Source organism: uncultured Aquimarina sp., from assembly GCF_947495315.1.
GTDB lineage: Bacteria > Bacteroidota > Bacteroidia > Flavobacteriales > Flavobacteriaceae > Aquimarina.
Map to the genome: position 1 here is coordinate 1 of NZ_CANLYD010000026.1, position 20034 is coordinate 20034.

16 protein-coding genes are annotated in these 20034 nt (G+C 32.2%); 6 read left to right on the forward strand and 10 right to left on the reverse strand.

The features are described 5' to 3' along the window. Window positions 1-235: 235 nt before the first annotated feature. Complete coding sequence (locus Q0910_RS27690; RefSeq protein ID WP_299223816.1) at window positions 236-1105, reverse strand: type IV pili methyl-accepting chemotaxis transducer N-terminal domain-containing protein; 870 nt, start codon at window positions 1103-1105, stop codon at window positions 236-238. Window positions 1106-1135: 30 nt separating this feature from the next. Further along, a complete protein-coding gene (locus Q0910_RS27695; RefSeq protein ID WP_299223818.1) occupies window positions 1136-1489 on the reverse strand; it encodes a hypothetical protein in 354 nt (117 codons plus the stop codon). 1004 nt (window positions 1490-2493) lie between these two features. Here Q0910_RS27695 and Q0910_RS27700 point away from each other — a divergent pair. The 3 genes from Q0910_RS27700 (at window position 2494) to Q0910_RS27710 (ending at window position 6428) form a co-directional block, all read left to right on the forward strand. After that, window positions 2494-3123, forward strand: a complete 630-nt coding sequence (locus Q0910_RS27700) for a hypothetical protein (protein WP_299223820.1) — start codon at window positions 2494-2496, stop codon at window positions 3121-3123. A 37-nt stretch (window positions 3124-3160) separates the two neighbouring features. Beyond that, window positions 3161-3820, forward strand: a complete 660-nt coding sequence (locus Q0910_RS27705; RefSeq protein WP_299223822.1) for an alpha/beta fold hydrolase — start codon at window positions 3161-3163, stop codon at window positions 3818-3820. Window positions 3821-3893: 73 nt separating this feature from the next. Further along, window positions 3894-6428 (forward strand): PQQ-dependent sugar dehydrogenase, encoded by a 2535-nt coding sequence (locus Q0910_RS27710; RefSeq protein WP_299223824.1) that lies wholly within the window; start codon window positions 3894-3896, stop codon window positions 6426-6428. A gap of 11 nt (window positions 6429-6439) precedes the next feature. On the opposite strand, the gene Q0910_RS27715 is transcribed toward Q0910_RS27710, so the two are convergent. The 4 genes from Q0910_RS27715 to Q0910_RS27730 form a co-directional block, all read right to left on the reverse strand. Continuing rightward, window positions 6440-7030 (reverse strand): DUF1801 domain-containing protein, encoded by a 591-nt coding sequence (locus tag Q0910_RS27715; protein ID WP_299223858.1) that lies wholly within the window; start codon window positions 7028-7030, stop codon window positions 6440-6442. Window positions 7031-7411: 381 nt separating this feature from the next. Beyond that, on the reverse strand, window positions 7412-7765 hold the full coding sequence (locus tag Q0910_RS27720) for a nuclear transport factor 2 family protein (RefSeq protein ID WP_299223861.1): 354 nt from the start codon (window positions 7763-7765) through the stop codon (window positions 7412-7414). A 97-nt stretch (window positions 7766-7862) separates the two neighbouring features. Continuing rightward, window positions 7863-8447: a Crp/Fnr family transcriptional regulator gene (locus Q0910_RS27725; protein ID WP_299223863.1), complete on the reverse strand. Its 585-nt coding sequence runs from the start codon at window positions 8445-8447 to the stop codon at window positions 7863-7865. A 243-nt stretch (window positions 8448-8690) separates the two neighbouring features. Next, entirely contained in the window at window positions 8691-9134 is a 444-nt protein-coding gene (locus tag Q0910_RS27730; protein WP_299223865.1) for an SRPBCC domain-containing protein, read from the reverse strand. 114 nt (window positions 9135-9248) lie between these two features. Here Q0910_RS27730 and Q0910_RS27735 point away from each other — a divergent pair, with 114 nt between their 5' ends. Further along, the gene (locus Q0910_RS27735; protein WP_299223867.1) at window positions 9249-9671 is read left to right on the forward strand and encodes a hypothetical protein; all 423 of its coding nucleotides are present in this window, start codon (window positions 9249-9251) and stop codon (window positions 9669-9671) included. Between the two features lie 245 nt (window positions 9672-9916). Here Q0910_RS27735 and Q0910_RS27740 read toward each other — a convergent pair whose 3' ends face one another. Beyond that, complete coding sequence (locus tag Q0910_RS27740) at window positions 9917-10840, reverse strand: AraC family transcriptional regulator (protein WP_299223869.1); 924 nt, start codon at window positions 10838-10840, stop codon at window positions 9917-9919. 583 nt (window positions 10841-11423) lie between these two features. Then, on the reverse strand, window positions 11424-13826 hold the full coding sequence (locus tag Q0910_RS27745; protein ID WP_299223871.1) for a TIM-barrel domain-containing protein: 2403 nt from the start codon (window positions 13824-13826) through the stop codon (window positions 11424-11426). Between the two features lie 329 nt (window positions 13827-14155). Here Q0910_RS27745 and Q0910_RS27750 point away from each other — a divergent pair, with 329 nt between their 5' ends. Next, the gene (locus Q0910_RS27750) at window positions 14156-17020 is read left to right on the forward strand and encodes an esterase-like activity of phytase family protein (protein WP_299223874.1); all 2865 of its coding nucleotides are present in this window, start codon (window positions 14156-14158) and stop codon (window positions 17018-17020) included. Window positions 17021-17109: 89 nt separating this feature from the next. Here Q0910_RS27750 and Q0910_RS27755 read toward each other — a convergent pair whose 3' ends face one another. Together Q0910_RS27755 and Q0910_RS27760 are read right to left on the reverse strand one after the other, a co-directional pair. Continuing rightward, window positions 17110-17628 (reverse strand): hypothetical protein, encoded by a 519-nt coding sequence (locus Q0910_RS27755; RefSeq protein ID WP_118456476.1) that lies wholly within the window; start codon window positions 17626-17628, stop codon window positions 17110-17112. A 1-nt stretch (window position 17629) separates the two neighbouring features. Next, on the reverse strand, window positions 17630-18391 hold the full coding sequence (locus Q0910_RS27760; RefSeq protein WP_299223877.1) for an MBL fold metallo-hydrolase: 762 nt from the start codon (window positions 18389-18391) through the stop codon (window positions 17630-17632). Window positions 18392-18563: 172 nt separating this feature from the next. On the opposite strand from Q0910_RS27760, the gene Q0910_RS27765 reads away from it, so the two are divergent. Beyond that, window positions 18564-20009, forward strand: coding sequence for a TonB-dependent receptor (locus Q0910_RS27765; RefSeq protein ID WP_299223879.1), 1446 nt, complete (start codon window positions 18564-18566; stop codon window positions 20007-20009). The last annotated feature ends 25 nt before the right edge of the window (window positions 20010-20034 follow it).

Genomic DNA, 20034 nt, shown 5'->3' on the forward strand with positions numbered 1-20034 from the left:
TGGGGAACCAGACTATTGAATCCATGACGATATTCAAATCGATCTCTAAAATCTAAATCAATACTTAATTCCTGAGCCGTTATAATACTCGTTAATAACAAAGTACATAATAATAATTGTAATTTTATTTTCATATTCATTAGTTTTTAAAAGTTTAGACAAAAAAAATACGTATTAAAAATTTTGTTTAAAATACGTAATTTTCCCCGTTTCACTAACGGTAATATGTAATAATTTATATCTTAACTTTTTCGTATAAGCTAGTTACTGCATTAAAAGCTTTTGTTAAATCGTTACTAATTTTATACATTTCTACAGGTTTAAACCCCTGATTCATTAGCTTTTCTTTACTGTTTTTTACTTGCTCCCATTTAGACATAGCTAATCCTAACTTTTCATCAATTTGCTCATTATTAAAATTAGATATCAGTAACATTGTAATAGCTCCGTCAAGTTCATTAAAAACATTATTCAACATTTGCTCAGAATTTTTAGTCTTCAAAGTAGTTTGATTTGCAAAATAATATAATGCCAATCTTTGAGAAAGCATACGCTGTCTTCCAGCCATGTTTATCATCTTTTTAAGCTCTAAATCAGATTCACTCGAACCATCATCCTCAAGTAAATTTGCATCACTTTGATTGGCTCCTTTTGACTCTACAATAACAGCAGATACTACATCATTTGTTGCTTTAAGCAAATCTGTATTTAAATCTACAATCTTTTTTGCATTATCGTAATTAGGAGTAGTTTCAATAAGCTTTTTAAACTCTGCCCATATAACATCTACCTTAGCGATTCTGTCTTTAGTAACTTTATAAGCAGAATTTTGGTTAATAATACCATTTTGTTTTTCGAAAATGATTTTACTGGTTAATAGATCTCTTTTTGCTTTTGTATCGCTAGGATTCTCTACCAAGTATAAATAGGATTTAGCCATTTTCTGACTTAGCATACGTTGCTTACCTGAAATATTAACCGCTTTATTAAAGGTTAACATTCCGTATTTTACACTTTGTTGGGCACTAATAGTGTTTGTTCCAGATACTATCATTCCGATCAGGAATAAAAGCATCATAGATTTGAGTGTTAAGTTTTTTTTCATTTTTTTTCTTTTAATAGTTTAAATTGATTTTTAATACTCTTCTAGGGATAATTGAGTGATTTTATTATCTGAGGATAATTTTAATATTAGAATTGTTGATGCATTTTCGAACTCAACTAAGTAACGTTTGGTTCCTTCATCATCAACTAAAAAAGAAGATTCTCCTATAGTTCCTTTTTTAGCTTGATTATCGGCTATAAAGCTTTGCACTTTATCTAAGGTAAATGACGATTGTAAATCCGAAGAAAATAACTCGAACAGTTTATTGGCATCTTTTGCATTATATGCATTAGATATTTTTGTGATAGTCATTTGATAGCTATCTTCCGTCTGTGTAAAACTGAAGCAGACACACAGTAATAGTAAGTAGGTAATTTTTTTCATGAAATTTGGGTTATAAATGATTAAACTATGGTTTAGCCGTAATAAATTTACGTTTAATTTCTTGCTAAGAAACCATAAATTGATATTCAATTATCAATTTTTATCGATTAAATACGTAAATAAACGATTAAATGTAATTTTTTGATTTTTAATTTTTATTATATAAAAACTTATTCAGGGAATTTGTAGTCATTCAGATTTCAAAATGGAGCTATACTAAAAATCCGTTTTCTTTCATTAGAAAAAGTATACTACATTTAAAATAGTTACTTTTTTATTTGTAGCCTATGTTTCTACAAGAAGGGCTTTTTTTTTATTTAAATAATTGATTTTCAAATTATTTATAAAAGCGTTAAAGAAGTATTTTTTTTTCATAGATTGTTAAGTTTGGTTATTCAAACTTAAGTTAATGATACGGTAAAACCGTAAAATTATTATGCTTTTAACATATTTTTATGTTTTGTTTAACGTAGTCCTAAATTAAAATGATTTACAAAAAACAACAAAGTAATACGTTTACAAACCAAATCAACCCTCATTACAACTGTAAGAATATTCATCATATTTCTTTAGTAAAATAAAAAATTTCTTGAAACCACCTATCCCCGAGGCAGAGCCATAGGGATATTTCGCTGGTTTCATTTTGATCTTGGGATCAAAAAACGAAATTTTATATTTCCCCCTCACCCCAACCCTCTCCCCCGAAAGGAGAGGGAGAAATAGGAAACCCCGAGGCAGAGCCTCGAGGAATTCTTTAGATTAATTATGTAGATTATACACTAAGAAAGACTAATAATTGTTTACTAAAAACAATAGATTTTAATTTTATGAATAGAATCCTCAAAATAATTTTTAAAATAATAATAGTAACATTTCTAACACTATCAACCCAAGTTGGAGGAGTTATATATTTGATAATTGAATTGACCCTTAAAAGGACTATCAGAAACTATCGATTAATAAAGGTTGGAGTTTTTATTATAACGTATTTAATAATAACATTTATGATAGTCCCTTATCTTGCTCCAATTTTCGGAAGAGAAAAAATAAAAAACAATGAACTAATTGAGGCCTGTACACTGTTTACAATACTTAGTAACAGAAACTACGTCACTCCAGAATTAAATGTTTCTTTACTAAATATCGCAAGTACAATCAATAAAATGCACCCTAATATTAAAATAGTATATCTGGATGCTAATTTTCCATTCATTAATGGATTTCCTTTACCTCCGCATCTAAGTCATAATGATGGAAAAAAAATTGATATTTCTTTCATTTACACAAATAACAAAGGAAAGATTACCAATAAAAAACCGGCACTTTTAGGTTATGGCGTATATGAAGGACCAAATCTAGGAGAATATGATCAAATCAAAGCGTGTAAGAAAAAAGGATACTGGCAATATGACTTTGCAAAATATCTCACATTAGGAATCTCAAATAATCAACTTAAGCTTTCAGAAAAAGCAACAAAAGATTTACTTTTGGCAATTGTAAATCAACAAAAGGTGGGAAAAGTTTTTATTGAACCTCATCTTAAAAGTAGATTAGGAGTAAAAAATCCTAAAATACGATTTCATGGATGTCAAGCGGTCCGGCATGATGATCACATACATTTACAACTAAAATAGACCTAGACTGAATTAGTCTGATATAAAAATAAGTAGTATGGAAATTAAGACCTTATCATTACATCATATCATCAAAGAACCAACTATAAAAAAAGATAAAACTCCTGTTTTATTTATGTTTCATGGGTATGGTAGTGATGAAAATGATTTGTTTTCATTTGCTTCCGAGCTTCAGGATGAATTATGCATTATATCCGTTAGAGCTCCGTATCCGATGCAACCATATGGCAATGCTTGGTACGCCATTTATTTTGATGCTGCACAAGGAAAATTTAGTGATGATGAACAAGCTATAGAGTCCCGGGATAAAATAGCAAATTTTATAGATGAAGCAATTGCAGCTTATGATCTAGATGTGGATAATGTAACCTTACTTGGTTTTAGTCAAGGTACTATTCTTAGTTATGCTGTAGCACTCTCCTATCCTGAAAAAGTAAAAAATGTAGTAGCATTGAGTGGGTATCTAAATGAAGATATTCTCAAAGAAAATTATGAGCATAATGATTTTTCAAAACTTAATTTCTATTGCTCGCACGGAAGTGTTGATCAAGTGATTCCAATTGACTGGGCTCGCAAAGCTCCATTAAAACTTGCTGAACTCGGAATACAAACTTCCTTAAATGAATTCCCTGTGGGTCACGGAGTAGATCCTCGTAATTTTTATCAGTTTAGAGAGTGGCTGGGTAAACACCTTTAAAAATCCTACAAAAATCATACTAAGTAATAGTTTTTTTCGTTGGAATAGAGTCACTTATCTTAAAACTCTAAAAATGAAAACGCTAACCACCCCAATTGTTTTCGTGCTACTTTTTTTTACCTTTTTTGGTACAGCACAGATCACGTATGAAGCTGCATTCCCTAATATAGATTTCGAGTTCCCTACAGAAATACAATCTCCCGGTGACGGAACAGATCGAATGTTTATTGTAGAGCAACGAGGAAGAATCAAAGTGTTTCCTAGGAATAATAATGTTAGTACCAATGAGGTAGACACATTCTTAAACATCACTGATCGTGTTAGATTCAGAGATGGTCAGGAAGTAGGTTTACTAGGACTAGCTTTTCATCCTGATTATAGCACTAATAGATATTTTTATACATATTACACAACGGATAGCCCAGTATCAGGTATTGCTGTAAGAATGGTGCTGTCCAGATTTACAGTAAGCCCTACGAATCCCAATTTTGTAGATCCAGATAGCGAACTGGTTCTTTTTCAGTTTGATAAAAATCAAAATAATAGCAATCACAATGGCGGTAAAATTGCTTTTGGATTAGACGGGTACCTTTATATTTCTATCGGTGACGGCGGTGGTGGAAATGATCCTGAAGGTAATGGACAAAATAAGAACACTGTTTTCGGAAGTATTCTGCGTATTGATGTGGATTTAGATGGAAACAATCCAATAGAAACCAATTCTGATTTACCCAACGGAAATTACGAAATCCCTAGTGATAATCCTTTTGTCGGTCTAAGCGGATTGGATGAAATATATGTCTATGGAATAAGAAACACCTGGAAGTTTTCATTTGATAACGAAACTGGCAGATTATGGGGTGCCGACGTTGGTCAGGGAGCTTTTGAAGAAGTGAACATCATAGAAAATGGTAAAAACTATGGCTGGAGTCGATTCGAAGGGAATTCTATAGCTAATAGCAATGTTATTATTAGCGAACCAACTGTTTTTCCTGTACATGTCTATAACCGTAACCAAGGAGATCGTTCTATTACAGGAGGCTATGTATATAGAGGATCTGAAATTACCAGTTTAAGTCCAGATATCAGTTCGAAATACATTTTTGGTGATTATGTCAGTGGGAGAGTTTGGGTATTAGACTATAATCCATCAACTGGAACTGGCAGTAGTACGTTGTTATTCAATACATCTGGCGAATTTGTTTCTTCTTTTGGAGTAGATAAAAATGGAGAATTATATTTTAGTGATTATGGAAGTAATGCACAAATTTATAAACTAGTAGATGGCACATCCACCCCATCTGGAACTGCAGTAAATGGTATTGGACAGTGGGAAGAATTAAATCAAGGAATCCCTAATGGAATTGTACAATCCGTAGTTACAGATACAAACGGAGATGTATTTCATGCAGGAACCTTTAATCAAGCTGGAAACATAACCACTAATAATATTGCAGTATGGAACGAAGCTTCTGGTTGGAGTACATTAGGCATAGGATCTAATGGAACTATTAATGCTCTTAAAATTGCACCAAACGGAAATTTATATGCAGGTGGAGCTTTTACAGAAATAGGAGGGGTTTCTGCTCAAAATATAGCCGTGTGGAATGGTAGTAACTGGTCTCCCCTAGGATCAGGAGTTGATGGAACGGTAGCTGCCTTAGAGATCGATAATAATAATAATGTATATGTTGGTGGAGTTTTTGAAACCGTAAATGGAAATACTGTCCGAAATATCGCTTTATGGAATGGTACAACCTGGTCTGCATTAACTGATGCCACTAGCGGTGTATCAGGTACTAATAATGAAGTTCGATCTTTGGTATTAGACAGTGATGGAACACTTTATGTCGGAGGAAATTTTGATGAAGCCGGAAACAATACTGCCAATAGAATCGCCACTTGGAATGGAACTAATTGGGGAACGTTAGGCTCCGGAACTAGTGGTTTTGTAGAGGCTATTGCGGTAAGCTCAACAGAAGTATTCATAGGAGGTAACTTTTCTATTGCTGGAGGTCAGACTGTAAATCGTATCGCAAGATGGAATAAAAACACAGCTAACTGGTCTGCTTTAGGCAATGGCGTAAACAACATTGTAAATTCATTAATTTACGATGGAAACAACTTATATGTTGGTGGTGCTTTTGATACTGCAAATATTGATAATAGTAATAGTATCATTGTAAATAATATAGCAAGATGGAGCGAAACTAATGGTTGGGAAGCTTTAGGTACTAATACGAATGTGGGAGTAGATATTAAAATCAACACCTTGGATTTTGCTTCTGATAGTGACGGAATAAATAAAATTTTTGTAGGTGGAAACTTTTCAAGTGCAGGAGTAATCAATGCAAATAATACAGCTAAGTGGGTTTCTGGAAATGCATTAAGTATTCCGGATATAGATCGGCAAACGGTTTACCTCTATCCTAATCCCACTACTGGAATAGTACAACTTCCTAACGTAAATGATTGGATACTTTTAGATAATTCTGGTAAAATTATTGATAAAGGCAGAAGTGCTACTCTTGATATATCTGGATACGCAGTGGGGATGTATTTTTTAAAAATAAAAAACAGTAATACCTTAAAGATCATTAAGAAATAATAACAAAAGTCTTAACGATATTTATCGTTAAGACCAACACCATCCAAAATCATAGGTGTAATTTTTTCTACTCTAGAAATTCTGGTAGTTTCTCGTTTTGCTGTGGCTATATATTCTTTGTATTCCTTTTGTTTAAATGGAGTTAGTTGCTCAAAACAAGTTTTCAAATCAGAATTAGACATTAATATGGCTTGTAATTCTTCAGGCATTTCGACATCCTTAGATTTTTCTATTTTTATTTCTTTACTATCTTTTTGATTCTGAATCGCTTCGTGTACATACGGCAACACAAACTCTTTGTCAATTTCTTCAAAAGTATTAAACCTCCATTGTCTCAAACCTTTTGTCTTTCCTTCTTGAGCATTAATTAGTTTATTATGGGGATCCTTCAGAAATACTCCTTGATAAAACCAAATCCCTACATAAGATTTAAAAGCGCCTATACCTATCACATTTTTACCTTCAATCATATATACTGGGATACCCCATTTTATGGTTTCTTCCATTTCTGTAGAAAGCATAATAGATCTAAGTAATTCTAAACTTTCTTTCCAATCCGCTTTCTTAGATATAAACTCCTCTACCGATGTATTCTTTTCCATAATCTAAATATATAGTACTTGCTAATGTAAAAAAATCTCTCAAAAATAATATCAATATAATTCTGAAAAGTTTTATGCAATCTATAAAAACATTGTTATGATTTTTATTCTATTTTACCATTAATATTATGTTTTGATAAAAAATTTCAGATCTCTTCACTTGCATTTATGCCCTTATACTATTACTCTAAAACACCATACATTGGTTTCTTTATTAAACTTTGATGAATAGACTTAACTTAATTATTGGAAACATTCGATTATAGGTAGTATCGACCTAATAAGTACTGTCTTTCCATTTTATAGCTTACTTAAATGAAAAAACGCAAGTCTTTTGACTTGCGCTTAGTTAATTATTTTTCATACTTAGTTAAACATAGGTTATGCTCCGTAGTAAAATTTCTCCTTTATTATTTTTCCATCCTTCCAATCTTGAACAGCAACCTGAGTATAATTTTTAATCCCCCAGTCTTTATGAGTATAGTCGAAATGCCATTCTACCATTGTTGTATTTTCACCGACTGTTACTTTTAAAGGTTGTGCACCTCTAAATTCTGTAATTGCTCCAAAGAATTCTTCTTCACGTTTTCTATTGGCTTCTTTACCTTTAATAACCGGATTATCGTTTTCTTGCATTACAATATCGTTATGATAGAATTGGTCAAAAGCTTCTAAGGCTTTTCCTTGAAGTATCATGTTATTAATTGTGCTGATTTTTTCTAAAAGAGTATTCATTTTTTTATTGTTTTAAATATTATTATACAAATGTCCAAAACAAGGAGCAAAGAGAAAATGAAGTAGATTATGAAATAATGTTAAACTAGATTAACATCTATTGATTTTGTATTAATTGGCTTTTAATTTTACTTAAAAATTCCTTGGTAATACCGAGATAAGAAGCAATCATGTATTGAGGAACACGTTGCTCTATTTTTGGGTAGGTTTCCTTAAAAATAAGATATCGTTCTTTTGCAGTCAAACTAAAATTTCGAATAATTCGTTTTTGGGAAGCTACAAAAGCACGTTCTACAATCTTTCTAAAAAGGCGCTCCAATTTTGGTATTTCTGAATACAATTCTTCGAGCGTATTATTAGTAAATTGAATAAGTTGAGTATTTTCTAGGCATTGAACATTATAATCTGCAGGTGTTTGGGATATAAAACTCCCTAAATCCGATGTCCACCAATCTTCAATAGAAAATATAACAATATGTTCCTGTCCTTCTTTATCCATGTAAAACATTTTTGTACATCCAGATAAAATAAAACATACACTATTACATACATCCCCTTGTTGAACGATATATTGATCTTTGAGATAATCTCTATATCTAATTTTGGAGAACAGGATGTCTTCTTCTTCCATAGTTAAATTGATATACTTATTTATATACTCCAATAAAGGTTTACGATTCATCTATATTTATTGCTTACGTCTAAAGTGTTTGTTTATGGTCTAACCATTTCTTTTCATTTTCTCTTTCAATTCTATAGTTCTTTTATCTGTTCTTGAAAACCTCATTCAAAGTTAAATCTATTTTTATGAATGCAGCAATTGGTCACTAATTAGATATCTAACACCATAAGTTGATCTAGCTCCTTTTTTAAAATTATTAGCAACTAATATTCATATCCGAGTTTTTAAAACTAAAAAAGTATTTTATGTAAGATTACTTTCTAAATACTCCTTCAATCTTTCTCCTATAAAATAATTCCATCCTTGTTGGCAACTCTCTCTCGTAAATTCTGGAATATTTGATGGAAAATCTTCAGTTACATTAAGAGATAGCTTAAGTGTTACCTGATCTTGTTTTTCGGATAACTCAAAAGTTACCGAAGCATCACCAGGATATTCTTCATAACTCCAAGTATACGTAATTTTCTTATTAGGGATTACTTGTATTACCTTCCAGCAATGAGTGTACCTCCTATCTTCTACCTGCACTAAAAATTGTGTTTCAAATCCTACCTCAGGCATAAAGGATTCTATGTTATCAAAGAACCAAAGTCGCATATCTTTTACATCAGTTATGGCTTTCCAAACCTTATCAACCGTCGCAGTAAAAGTCTCATCAACGGTAATAGGCGCATCTGTAGTTTCCATATTTTTAGAATTTTATAAATAGTGATATTACCTATCCCTAAAATAAGGATGTTCTGTATATCTACAAAATATTAATATGGCACCAAATTTGATTCGATTTGTCAAAATCAAATTATGAGGGCTTTACTTTTTATTACATTTTTTTTACTATTATTTTCATCTTGTATACCTACTAAAATAGCACCCAATATTAAAGAAGATAAGGTAATGACAGCCAAAAAATTCAAAAAACAACTTCCTAAAAGACAAGGTTTTATTTTTGAAGATCCTAAAAATGCTAATGAGTTTTATGCTTATATCAATGCCAAATTTAAATTGAACAACAAAGATGTTCGATGGAATGTTCCTTTTACCCTAAACAATAAAGAATATTATCTCTCATTTTATGAAGTAGAAAGAACTTCTAAAACTATTAATATAGCTCCAATTATAGCTGATGCCGCTTTAGTAGCGGCATATCAGACAGTAGGAACTGCTTTTGAAAATTTTTATACTTCTAGAAGTGGAAAAGTGGTATGTAGTTATTACGATAAATGAAGAAGATTTTATGGACCCTCTTGAAGAGAACTACACAAAAAGGGAAGAAATTGTAGCTTTTCTACGACAACTCAAAAAAGAATATTTATCTACTAGTAATTATAACAAATATTTATTAATGGATTAATGTAATTATAAGAAACAACTGAGGAGTTAAGAATGCAACCACCTCAATTTACTCGTTATCCATTTTGATTTTTGATTCTAAATCTGTCAAAAAACACAATGGGTTTAGTTTATTGTTTTTATACAATAGGTATATAAAAGTCTACCAAAAATTTATTCTCGGGATGTTCCCGGAAATCATTATGATATATTTCAAAGGGTTTTTCTTCTGCTTTTAGGTATCCTTGTTCGTTCATCCATACAAAAAGACTACTCCAGGCTTTTTCGAAATCATTTGGCGTAATTTCAAAACGCCCCACAATACTTCTCCCATTTTTGATTGTAACCGGAATAATTTCACCTTCAGCAGTCACTGGCTTCTCCATCAACATACAAATACTCATTCGCACCTTATCTGGTGAAGTGATTTTAAAACTATCATGAAACACTCTTCCCATTTTTGTTTCGGGATTTTCCATCACCCCTTTAGATCTCACCCACTGTATCAGCTTTTCAAAAGCGTTTTCGATTCCACTCATTCCTATATGGGTAATACTAGCAAAATGTAATTCTGGTGTTTCTTTTACTTCAATTTTTGCATTCATCTTAATCCAATTTATATGATCATAACTATTGCAAATGTATTTTTCGAAGATCGAATTCTCTTGTCCGATCTTGCTTTCGGCTTTACCAATCTTGCTAAATTTGCTTGGAAGTTGTTTTCGAAACTCTGTTGGGTTAACTCCATAAAATTTTTTGAATGCTCTGGTAAACGAAGAATTACTATTGAAGCCATATTGAAGTGATAATTCCGTAATATTTACCTCTTTCTTATGCATTAATACTGAAGCCATTTTTTCAATCCGTCTCCTGTTTACATAAACATTAAGGGATTCTCCAATTACTGTTTTAAAAATCCTATGAAAATGATACGGAGAATACATACCTATATCCGAAACAGCATCTAAGGATAAATCACCATCCAGATGATCATCAATATATCGTAATGCCAAATTAATTCTGTGGGTGTATTCTCTATTTAATTCTTGTTCTGTAGCTATCATTTTTTAATCAAACAATTTGTAAAAACACAATCAGGAAAACAATAATCGGAAATAAAACTAAATCAGTAACTCTAATTAATCGTTCATCCCATAAATCTGTTTTCGATTTACCTAATGCAACAAATTCTTTTTTTTGAATTTTTAAACTTGCTAATCGAAAAACTTGATGGATTATTAAAAATACCGAATAATTTCTTAGTCCTCTAATTGATGGCCAGTCAACTTGATCTAATTCCAACCGGTAATATATAAAAACGTGTATCAGTGAAAAACCAAACCAAATTAACCATACATTAAATTTTCTTAGAGATTCATAATTAAAAAAATAAGTAAAGAAATATGTCCCTATAGAATACCAAAATATAGGAAATCTACTCTGAAAATCAATGCTCTTGATACTAAAAATATAAATAGTTATAAGTAAATAAACACCGATTGTAATCCAATCCCAAGCTTTAAATTTATCAAAGTATAAAAATTTACTTATTGACATATTGTTTCATAAAAAACATTAAACTCTTATAATTACAATCATTCCATATAACCAATTTAGGAATATCTTTTGTATCAACAAATATAATGTTTACAACTGTATGCCAACTCTCTCAATAACCGCAGAATTCCAGTCAAATTCTATGGATAAGGTATTTTCTTTTTCATTCCAATTAGCCTCAACGGTTTTGCCTCCAACCGTAACAGATTTTGGAGATGTTTCAATATTATGTGCAATTAGTGAGATCTTACGAGTTGTTTTAGCATACTCATTTCCTGTATTAGCTTTAAAGTCTATAGACAGTATATTATCAGTATTCTTACTTTCAAAATTTAGTATTTCATACTTTCCTTTCTCATAAGCATTTGAAGTTACACCATCATCATCATATAACTTTCCAAAACTATTTTCGGCCTTTACATCGTAATAATAGTGTAAGATGAGTTCCTTTGTATTATAAGATTCCGTATTCTGAATTGTCGTCACCATCGGAATAAATGATCCTCCTTTTACAAATACAGGAATATGATCTTCTTCGGTTTCCACTGTAAGATATCTTCCTCCTTCATATTTTTGACCACTAAAGAAATCATACCAATTGGAGCCTTTAGGAAAGTACACATCTTTTGATACCACTCCAGATTTTACAATTGGAGACACAAGGAAGTTATCACCCCATAAATAAGTATTGGATACTGTTTGTAATTCTTTGGTATCAGCATCATCAAAAAACAGTGGTCTCATTAATGGAATACCAGTTTGATTATTTTCAAAAGCCAAGGAGTAATTGTATGGAAGCATTTGATATCTAAGTTCTATACTCTTTTTAGCAAGAGCTTTCGTTTTCTTATCATGAAAAACAGGTTCCGGAGCGATATGCTCCTGTGCGTGTGGCCTATAGATAGGCTGAAAAACTCCATACTGTAACCAACGCGTATACAACTCTGCATCAAATTTTTCTCCGCCAGCAAATCCACCAAGATCCGAATGCATATATCCTAATCCTTGAATTGCCATAGACAAAGCTATTTCTGTCTGTGGTTGTAATCCACCCCAACTTCTACTTACATCTCCTGACCAAGGAATCATACCGAATCGCTGTGATCCCGAATATCCTGCACGCATTAAAATAAACGGACGCTGCTCCGGGAAATCCTTTTCATATCCTTCCTGAACCAATCTTGCCCAATCGTGACCATAGATATTATGTACTTCATCAGCAGATCCAGTAGCATGTAATAATGCTGAAGGATGTACTTCTGGTTCTCCAAGATCTCCCCACCATCCTGAGACTCCATATTCCTGAGTATAGGTTTTATAGATATTCCAGAACCAGGCTGCACCGTTTTTATCATAGATATCTATAATTCCAGTATTACCAAAATAGAAATCATATCTATAAGGATTACCCGCAGCATCTTTTCCTAATACTTTTTCGGCCACAGCTTCCTCCCATTTTTTGGATGTTGATAAAACAAAAGGTTCTGTTATCAATATGGTTTTTACTCCTTGATCTTTAAAATCATTGATCATTTGTTTTGGATTAGGGAATGAATCTTTAAGAAACTCAAAGTTCCCCATATGACCTTTAATGTCTTTTCCGAACCAATAAATATCTAGGATTACTGCATCTAATGGAATAGAATCATTCTTAAACTTAGCAATTGTCTCTTTGGTCTCTTTCTCTGAATGATATCCAAAACGACTAGCAAAATTACCAAAAGCCCATCTAGGCGGCAATGGTTGTTTACCTGTTAAATCTGTATACTGATCCATTAAGTCTTTCCAATCATCACCAGCCACAACTTGATACGTCTTTCTACCATTAATAGTCTCATAACTAAGCGTATTATCTTTTTTACTATCAATATCCAGAAATCCAATAGGTGCATTATCAAAATGAACTGCATACGTCTTAGAAGACAACACTAATGGCATTGTATAATTCATTAGTTCAGAACGGGTTTCATATCCATAATGTGCCTTATTATATAATTGTAATCGATTTCCTCTTCTATTAATTCCTACTACCCTTGCTCCTGCTCCATAAATAACTTCTTCTTTATCTAGATTAAAATTCAGAATTTCCGTAGAATCAGTTTTGACATACCCTAACTTTTCAGAAATTAACTCCTTATCCTTATAGAAGTACGATATATGAAAAGGTTCTTTGGTGATATGAACATAAATTCCATCAGAACCATATGCAATAATTTTATCAGTTTCTTTTAGTTGTGATACTATTCCTTTTTCTAAAACTACTGCATGGGATTCTGGGTTAAAAGTTTCTCCAGTAGGAATGAAAGAAGTTTCTATAATCTTATCAGAATATAATTTGATTATGTATTTCCCATTATCCCTAGCAATCTCTATAAACCGATCTTCTTGGTAACTATCAATATTAGCAATAAAATCGCTTGTAGCTGTTTTGCAGGAAAGCATTAAAAAAGTAAGTGTTCCGAAAAGCAAAAAGGAAAAAAATCTTGACTTCATATGTAATGGGTGTTTCTGATTTAGATAAGAATCAAATATACTAGAATCCCCTTAGAATAAGAATATAACAATAAATAGCAATACCGAATTATCGAATTTTCAGTTAAACTGAAGAAACGTAAGAAAAACCATAACAGTTTACTACAACGATTTCGTTAGTATATAGACTTCATTTTTTCGATTAGTAATACAATTCATACAGCAGTTACAGTATCATAAAACACCTAACCTTATCCTAATAATTTATTGAGATATACTAAACGTTTTGGTAATATCGAAGCTATACATTTAGGGTATCAATAACCAATTTAATCTTAATCAATTTACACATGAAAAATCATTATTACTCTTTGTTCAGTGAATACAGAAAATTAATACGCTTTTCTGTATGTCTAAGCTTGTTTTTTTCTTTCTCAACTTGGGCACAAACACAAAAAAGTAAAACAAAACCACAATTTGATCTTCCGAATGACAATTATTATGGTCAGGAAATCTACGCAAAAGGTAAAGGGAAATCTTTTAGAAATTTTGGAGATTTATTATTTTCCAGAGCAGTATTAAAAGCTCCAAGTTTTTCAGAAGGGCCTACTTCAGGGCTTTTTATCGGTGATGGACCAATCAATGAACAAGAACTTCCTTTTGCAAACAAACAACCTATTCAAGGATTCTCCGCAGTATTGAATAATATGGACGGAACCTTTACTGCAATGTCTGATAATGGTTTCGGAAGTATTGAAAATTCTTCGGATTACAACTTACGTTTGTACAAAATCAAACCTAGATTTGAAACCTTTTTCAGAAAAGGAGAAGGAGATATTCAGGTACTGGAATATATAGAACTAAAAGATCCTAATGGATTAATCCCTTTTGCAATTACCAATCACTTTAGTCAAGATAGAATATTAACAGGTGCCGATTTTGACATCGAGTCTATCCAAAGAACAAATAATGGTGACTATTGGATCGGAGATGAATTTGGTCCTTTCTTATTACATTTTGATAAAAACGGAGTTTTATTAGACGCTCCTTATCCGCTACCTGATCTAGACAATCCTAGTAAAGAATTGCGATCTCCACAAAATCCATTTAGTGAAGAAGCAAGTGCGATAAGAGTTATGAATGCAATGAGAGCACATGCACAAGCTAATAGCAGTAAAACTCCGGTAATGTCACCTTGGTTTGTTATGCTAGACGATAATGATGAGACTACCGCAGTAGGAAGTAGAACAACACCTTCTAATGGTTTAGCAGAAGCATCAAGTGAATTATTTAATGTTTCCTCATTAAACCGAGCAGGACATCCTGTGGTTGTATACACTGTAAACGATACTCAAAACATGAATCGTTTATTAGATTTAGACTTACAAGGGATTATTTCTGATCGTCCTGATCTTTTATTGGAAGCTGTACAAAATTTTGATAAAAATCAAGATGGACATGCTGATTATATGGATGCTAACGGTCTAATCGATGTAACCCTTTTTGATGCACAAGGACATCGTGGTGCTCGAAATTTACGCCCAGAAAACACCTTACCATCTATGGAAGCGGCCTTAGATTACTTAATGCCTACACTAGAAACAGATTGTGGAATTACATTAGATGGAATCCCGGTATTAGATCACGATCCACATATAGAAGCAGCTAAAACAAGAAAAGCAGATGATACTAACTACGAATTTGAAGATGAAGTATTCGTAAAAGATCTTACGCTATCCACTATTCAAAACACTTTTATCGCAGATAAAATATTATCAGGAAGACCAGCACAAACTAATGATCTTTCACTATCTCCTGTATCTGTAGCTTTTTCTAGTGAAAAAGGTTTTATCGATCCTTACATCATGCCATCACTACAGCAGTTATTTGATTTTGTAGAGTTTTATGTCGGCTATTATAAAAATGGTGAAGGATCTGCTCATCCAGAAGCGACAAAACGTTGGATGAATGCTTCTAAAGTTCGTTTCAATATAGAGACTAAAATCAACCCAAGAACAGATCTTGACGATCGTGGAGATGTATTTGCCGAGAGAACATTTGGTCCTGAAACATTTACTAAAGCAATTGCCGATGTTATCGTTACCAATGGATTAACAGATCGTGCGGATATACAAAGCTTTGATTTTAGAACATTACTACTTACACAAGAACAATATCCAGAAATTAGAACAGTTTGTCTATTTGGTGATTTCCCTAAAGTTGGTGATGCAGGTGACGGTACTAACTTACAAGATCAAAACGGAGACAATACTCCTTGGTTAGCAGGAATGTACTGGCCATATAGAGTTACAAAGTTAGATACTCCTTTTAATGTAAAGCAAAGTGGTGGTTTTGAAGGAATGGCTTTAACTACAGACAATACTACATTATTACCACTATTAGAAAAACCTTTAGAAAATAGTGAGAACAATAATTTATTAATTCACGAATTTAATTTAGCGAGTAAATCCTATACCAATAAAAAGTATGAGTACCCACTTAACGAAAGAGCATCTGCTATTGGTGACTTCATCATGTTTAGTGGACAAAGAGGGTTGATTATCGAGCGTGATGGATCTCAAGGAGATCTTGAAGGGTTCAAAGCTATTTACGAAATAGAATTAGATGAAGATTCTACTATGGTTCAAAAACGACTAAATGTAGATTTATTAAAAATTAGGGATCCAAGAAGAATTTCAGAACCTGGTTTACCTGGAGATGTAGGAATCGGTAGAGATTTTGCCTTTCCTTTTGTAACAATAGAAAGTGTTGTTGTCTTCAATCCATATTTAATAGGTGTATTAAATGACAATAATTATCCATTTAGTGTAGGGCGACACGTAGGCGAAGGATTACCAGATGACAATGAATTTATTCTTATTTGGTTAGACCAACGATTGGGATTACCTTGGTATAACAATAGCGGTAACATCTCAAGACTCCAAGATAATGGTTTCAAAACCTATCCTAATACTTTTACAGATCAAGTTACTTTCTCCACTACGAATAAAAATATAAACTCTATAGCGATCGATATATTCGATATAGCAGGAAATATAATAAAAAGAGAGCGTTTTTCAAATACCGATAAGGATGATTTTCAATATACCTGGAATGGTCAAACAGGCAATGGTATCGAAGTAGCTACGGGAATTTATATTGCAATCATTGAAGCAGACGGAGAATTCTTCAAGAAAAAACTCGTAAAAAAATAAAGCCGAAAATTAACCAACTTTTTATCAAGAAAAACCAAAAAAAGACCTGCTTATTTTAGCAGGTCTTTTCATGCATTTTTTAATATATATTAATTTCTAGGATATAAAAATGATTTTTCGACCTCAAAATCGACTACTCCATCCTTTCTAACATCATAAATAATAAACAATTGCCCCCAATAAACACCATCTGTAAAATCGGCTATAATCCATTTATGATTTAGTAACCGAACCTTATTAATGGCCATATTTCCTTCCATCCCAACAAAAGGAACGATTGGATTATCTGTACCTGCTTTATTCTGACTTACTATTTGATCACTGATTGTTAATTCTAATTTTTTAGCATCATAGCCTTGCTCTTCAAAATAACTGATCGCTTCCTCATCACTGTCCAATGAGAAATAAGTAAGATCCAAGATTTTTTCAATTAATGAATCCTTTTCTAGATCTTTAGATTTTAATTCTTCTTCCTTCTCCCCTATTTTTTTTACTAAATTTTCAATCTTACCATCATAAGATTCTTTTGCCTTTTTGGCATTCATAAACTGAAACAAGATGAACAACACTGAAAAAATAAATAAGTATAAAAATATTCTACTTCGCATATTAAATTGTGATTTTTAGATTATCGTAGGCAATAAAAACGTTTTTTGGTAATTGTTGTTGTACTTCTTCATGAAATCCTAACATATGGCTGATATGTGTCAGATAAGCTTTTTCTGGTCTAATTTCATCAATAAACTCTAATGCTTCTTCCAGATTAAAATGAGAATGATGTGGTTCTATCCTCAATGCACTTACCACCAACGCCTTAACACCTTCTAGTTTTTTTCTCTCTTCTTTTTCAACTGTTTTCACATCCGTTAAATATGCAAAATCCTTGAATCTAAATCCAAAAACCTGTAACCGATTATGCATCAGATTTATTGGAATCACGTCCAGGTTGCCCAGTGCAAATGGTTGGTTAGTTAGTTCATTTTCTATAACACTGGGTGCTCCCGGATATTTATTCTGTGATGAAAATATATAGCTAAATCTTACTCTTAAAGATTCTAATACTCTTTTATGTGCGAATACGGGAATATCTCCTTGCCTAAAGAAAAATGGTCTTATATCATCCATTCCCATGGTATGATCTGCATGCTCATGGGTAAAAACAATCCCATCGATCCTGTCTATATTATTTGCTAGCATCTGTTGTCTAAAATCTGGTCCGCAATCAATTATATATTGATATTCATCCCAAGCAACCATTACTGATACTCGTAATCTCTTATCCTTTGGATCTTTACTTAAACATACAGGATGTGTACTTCCAATTATCGGAATTCCTTGTGATGTTCCTGTACCAAGAAATGTAATCTCCATATCTTTATTAAGTGAAAGCAAATGTAATTATAATTTTTTTGCTCAAAAAGTAATTCATTTCTACTGCTTATTATTTATACCTATTATAAAATGCAAAAATTTGCATCTAGTTTTTTTTAATAATACTTAATGTATTAGTAACTTTACATAAACAAAAAAAGCCCTTTTCGCTATGCCTATTACTATCATGGGAGACAAAGAATTTGAGTCTGTCCCTTCACTTAAGAGTAAAGCCTTACGAATTAATCTTAATGCTAACATCTATGGTACCTTTGCAGAAATTGGTGCCGGTCAGGAAACAGCACGTAATTTCTTTAGAGCTGGTGGTGCCTCTGGTACTATCGCAAAGGCTATGAGTGCCTATGATAAAGATTTTAGTGATGCCATCTATGGTATAGAAGATGACAAACGTTACGTTACCGAAGCGCGATTAAAAAAAATGTTGAAGCACGAAGTTCGTCTTATAGAAGAACGTATTACTAGAGAAAAACATCCAAATAAATTGTTTTTTAGTTATGCTAATACTGTAGCTACAATTGATTTCGCTAAAAAATATAAAGGACATGGTTGGGTAGGTATTCGATACCAAACGAAACCAGACGAAGATTATAATGAGATTATACTACATATTCGTTTTCACGAAAACGATGCGAGGTTACAACAAATGACGCTTGGAGTATTAGGTGTAAATCTTATTTATGGAGCATATTATAAATATGACAATCCAAAAAAGCTTTTACGATACCTATATGATCATTTAGATAAAGATCAAATAGAAATTGATACTATAAATTTTTCAGGACCTAGATTTAAGAAAGTTGATAACCGATTAATGAGTTTACAGTTGGTTAAAAATGGAATGACGGAAGCGGTAATGTTTGGTCCAGATGGTAATAACGTTTTACCAGCTGCTGTTTTATACAAAAAGAATATTCTCGCTCTTAGAGGAAGTTTTAGGCCAGTGACTAAAGTAAATATGGACATTTACAAGAAGTCTCTTAATATGTTCCTGAATGAAAATAAGGTACGTAAGGAAAAAACGATAGAGATTTTTGAAATTACGCTTTCTAATCTTAGAGCAGAAGGAGAAATTGACGAAGAAGATTTTATGTGCAGAGCCCGTTTGCTTTGTTCTCTCGGACAAACAGTAATGATCTCTAATTTCCAGGAATATTATAAAGTTGTGGAGTATTTCTCTAACTATACAAAAGAGCGTATGGCGCTATCAATGGGTGTAAACAATTTGGTAGATATTTTTGATGAGAAATATTACCGACATCTGAGCGGTGGTATTCTAGAGGCCTTTGGGAAACTTTTCTTTAAAGATTTAAAAGTATACTTATACCCATTAAAAGATCCTAAAACTGGTGAACTTACAACTAGTGAAAATCTTAAGGTACATCCTAGAATGAAAGAATTATATAAATTCTTTAAACATAATGGAAAGCTACAAGACATTGTGGATTATGATCCTACTATTATGGATATATACTCCAGAGAGGTGCTTCAGAAAATCCAAGAAGGAGAACCTGGATGGGAGGAACAATTACCTGATCTTATCCCAGAAATGATTAAGGAAAATAATTTCTTTGGTTATAAAGAAACGGAAACGGTGTAATTAAGTTATTACGGAAGGTATATAA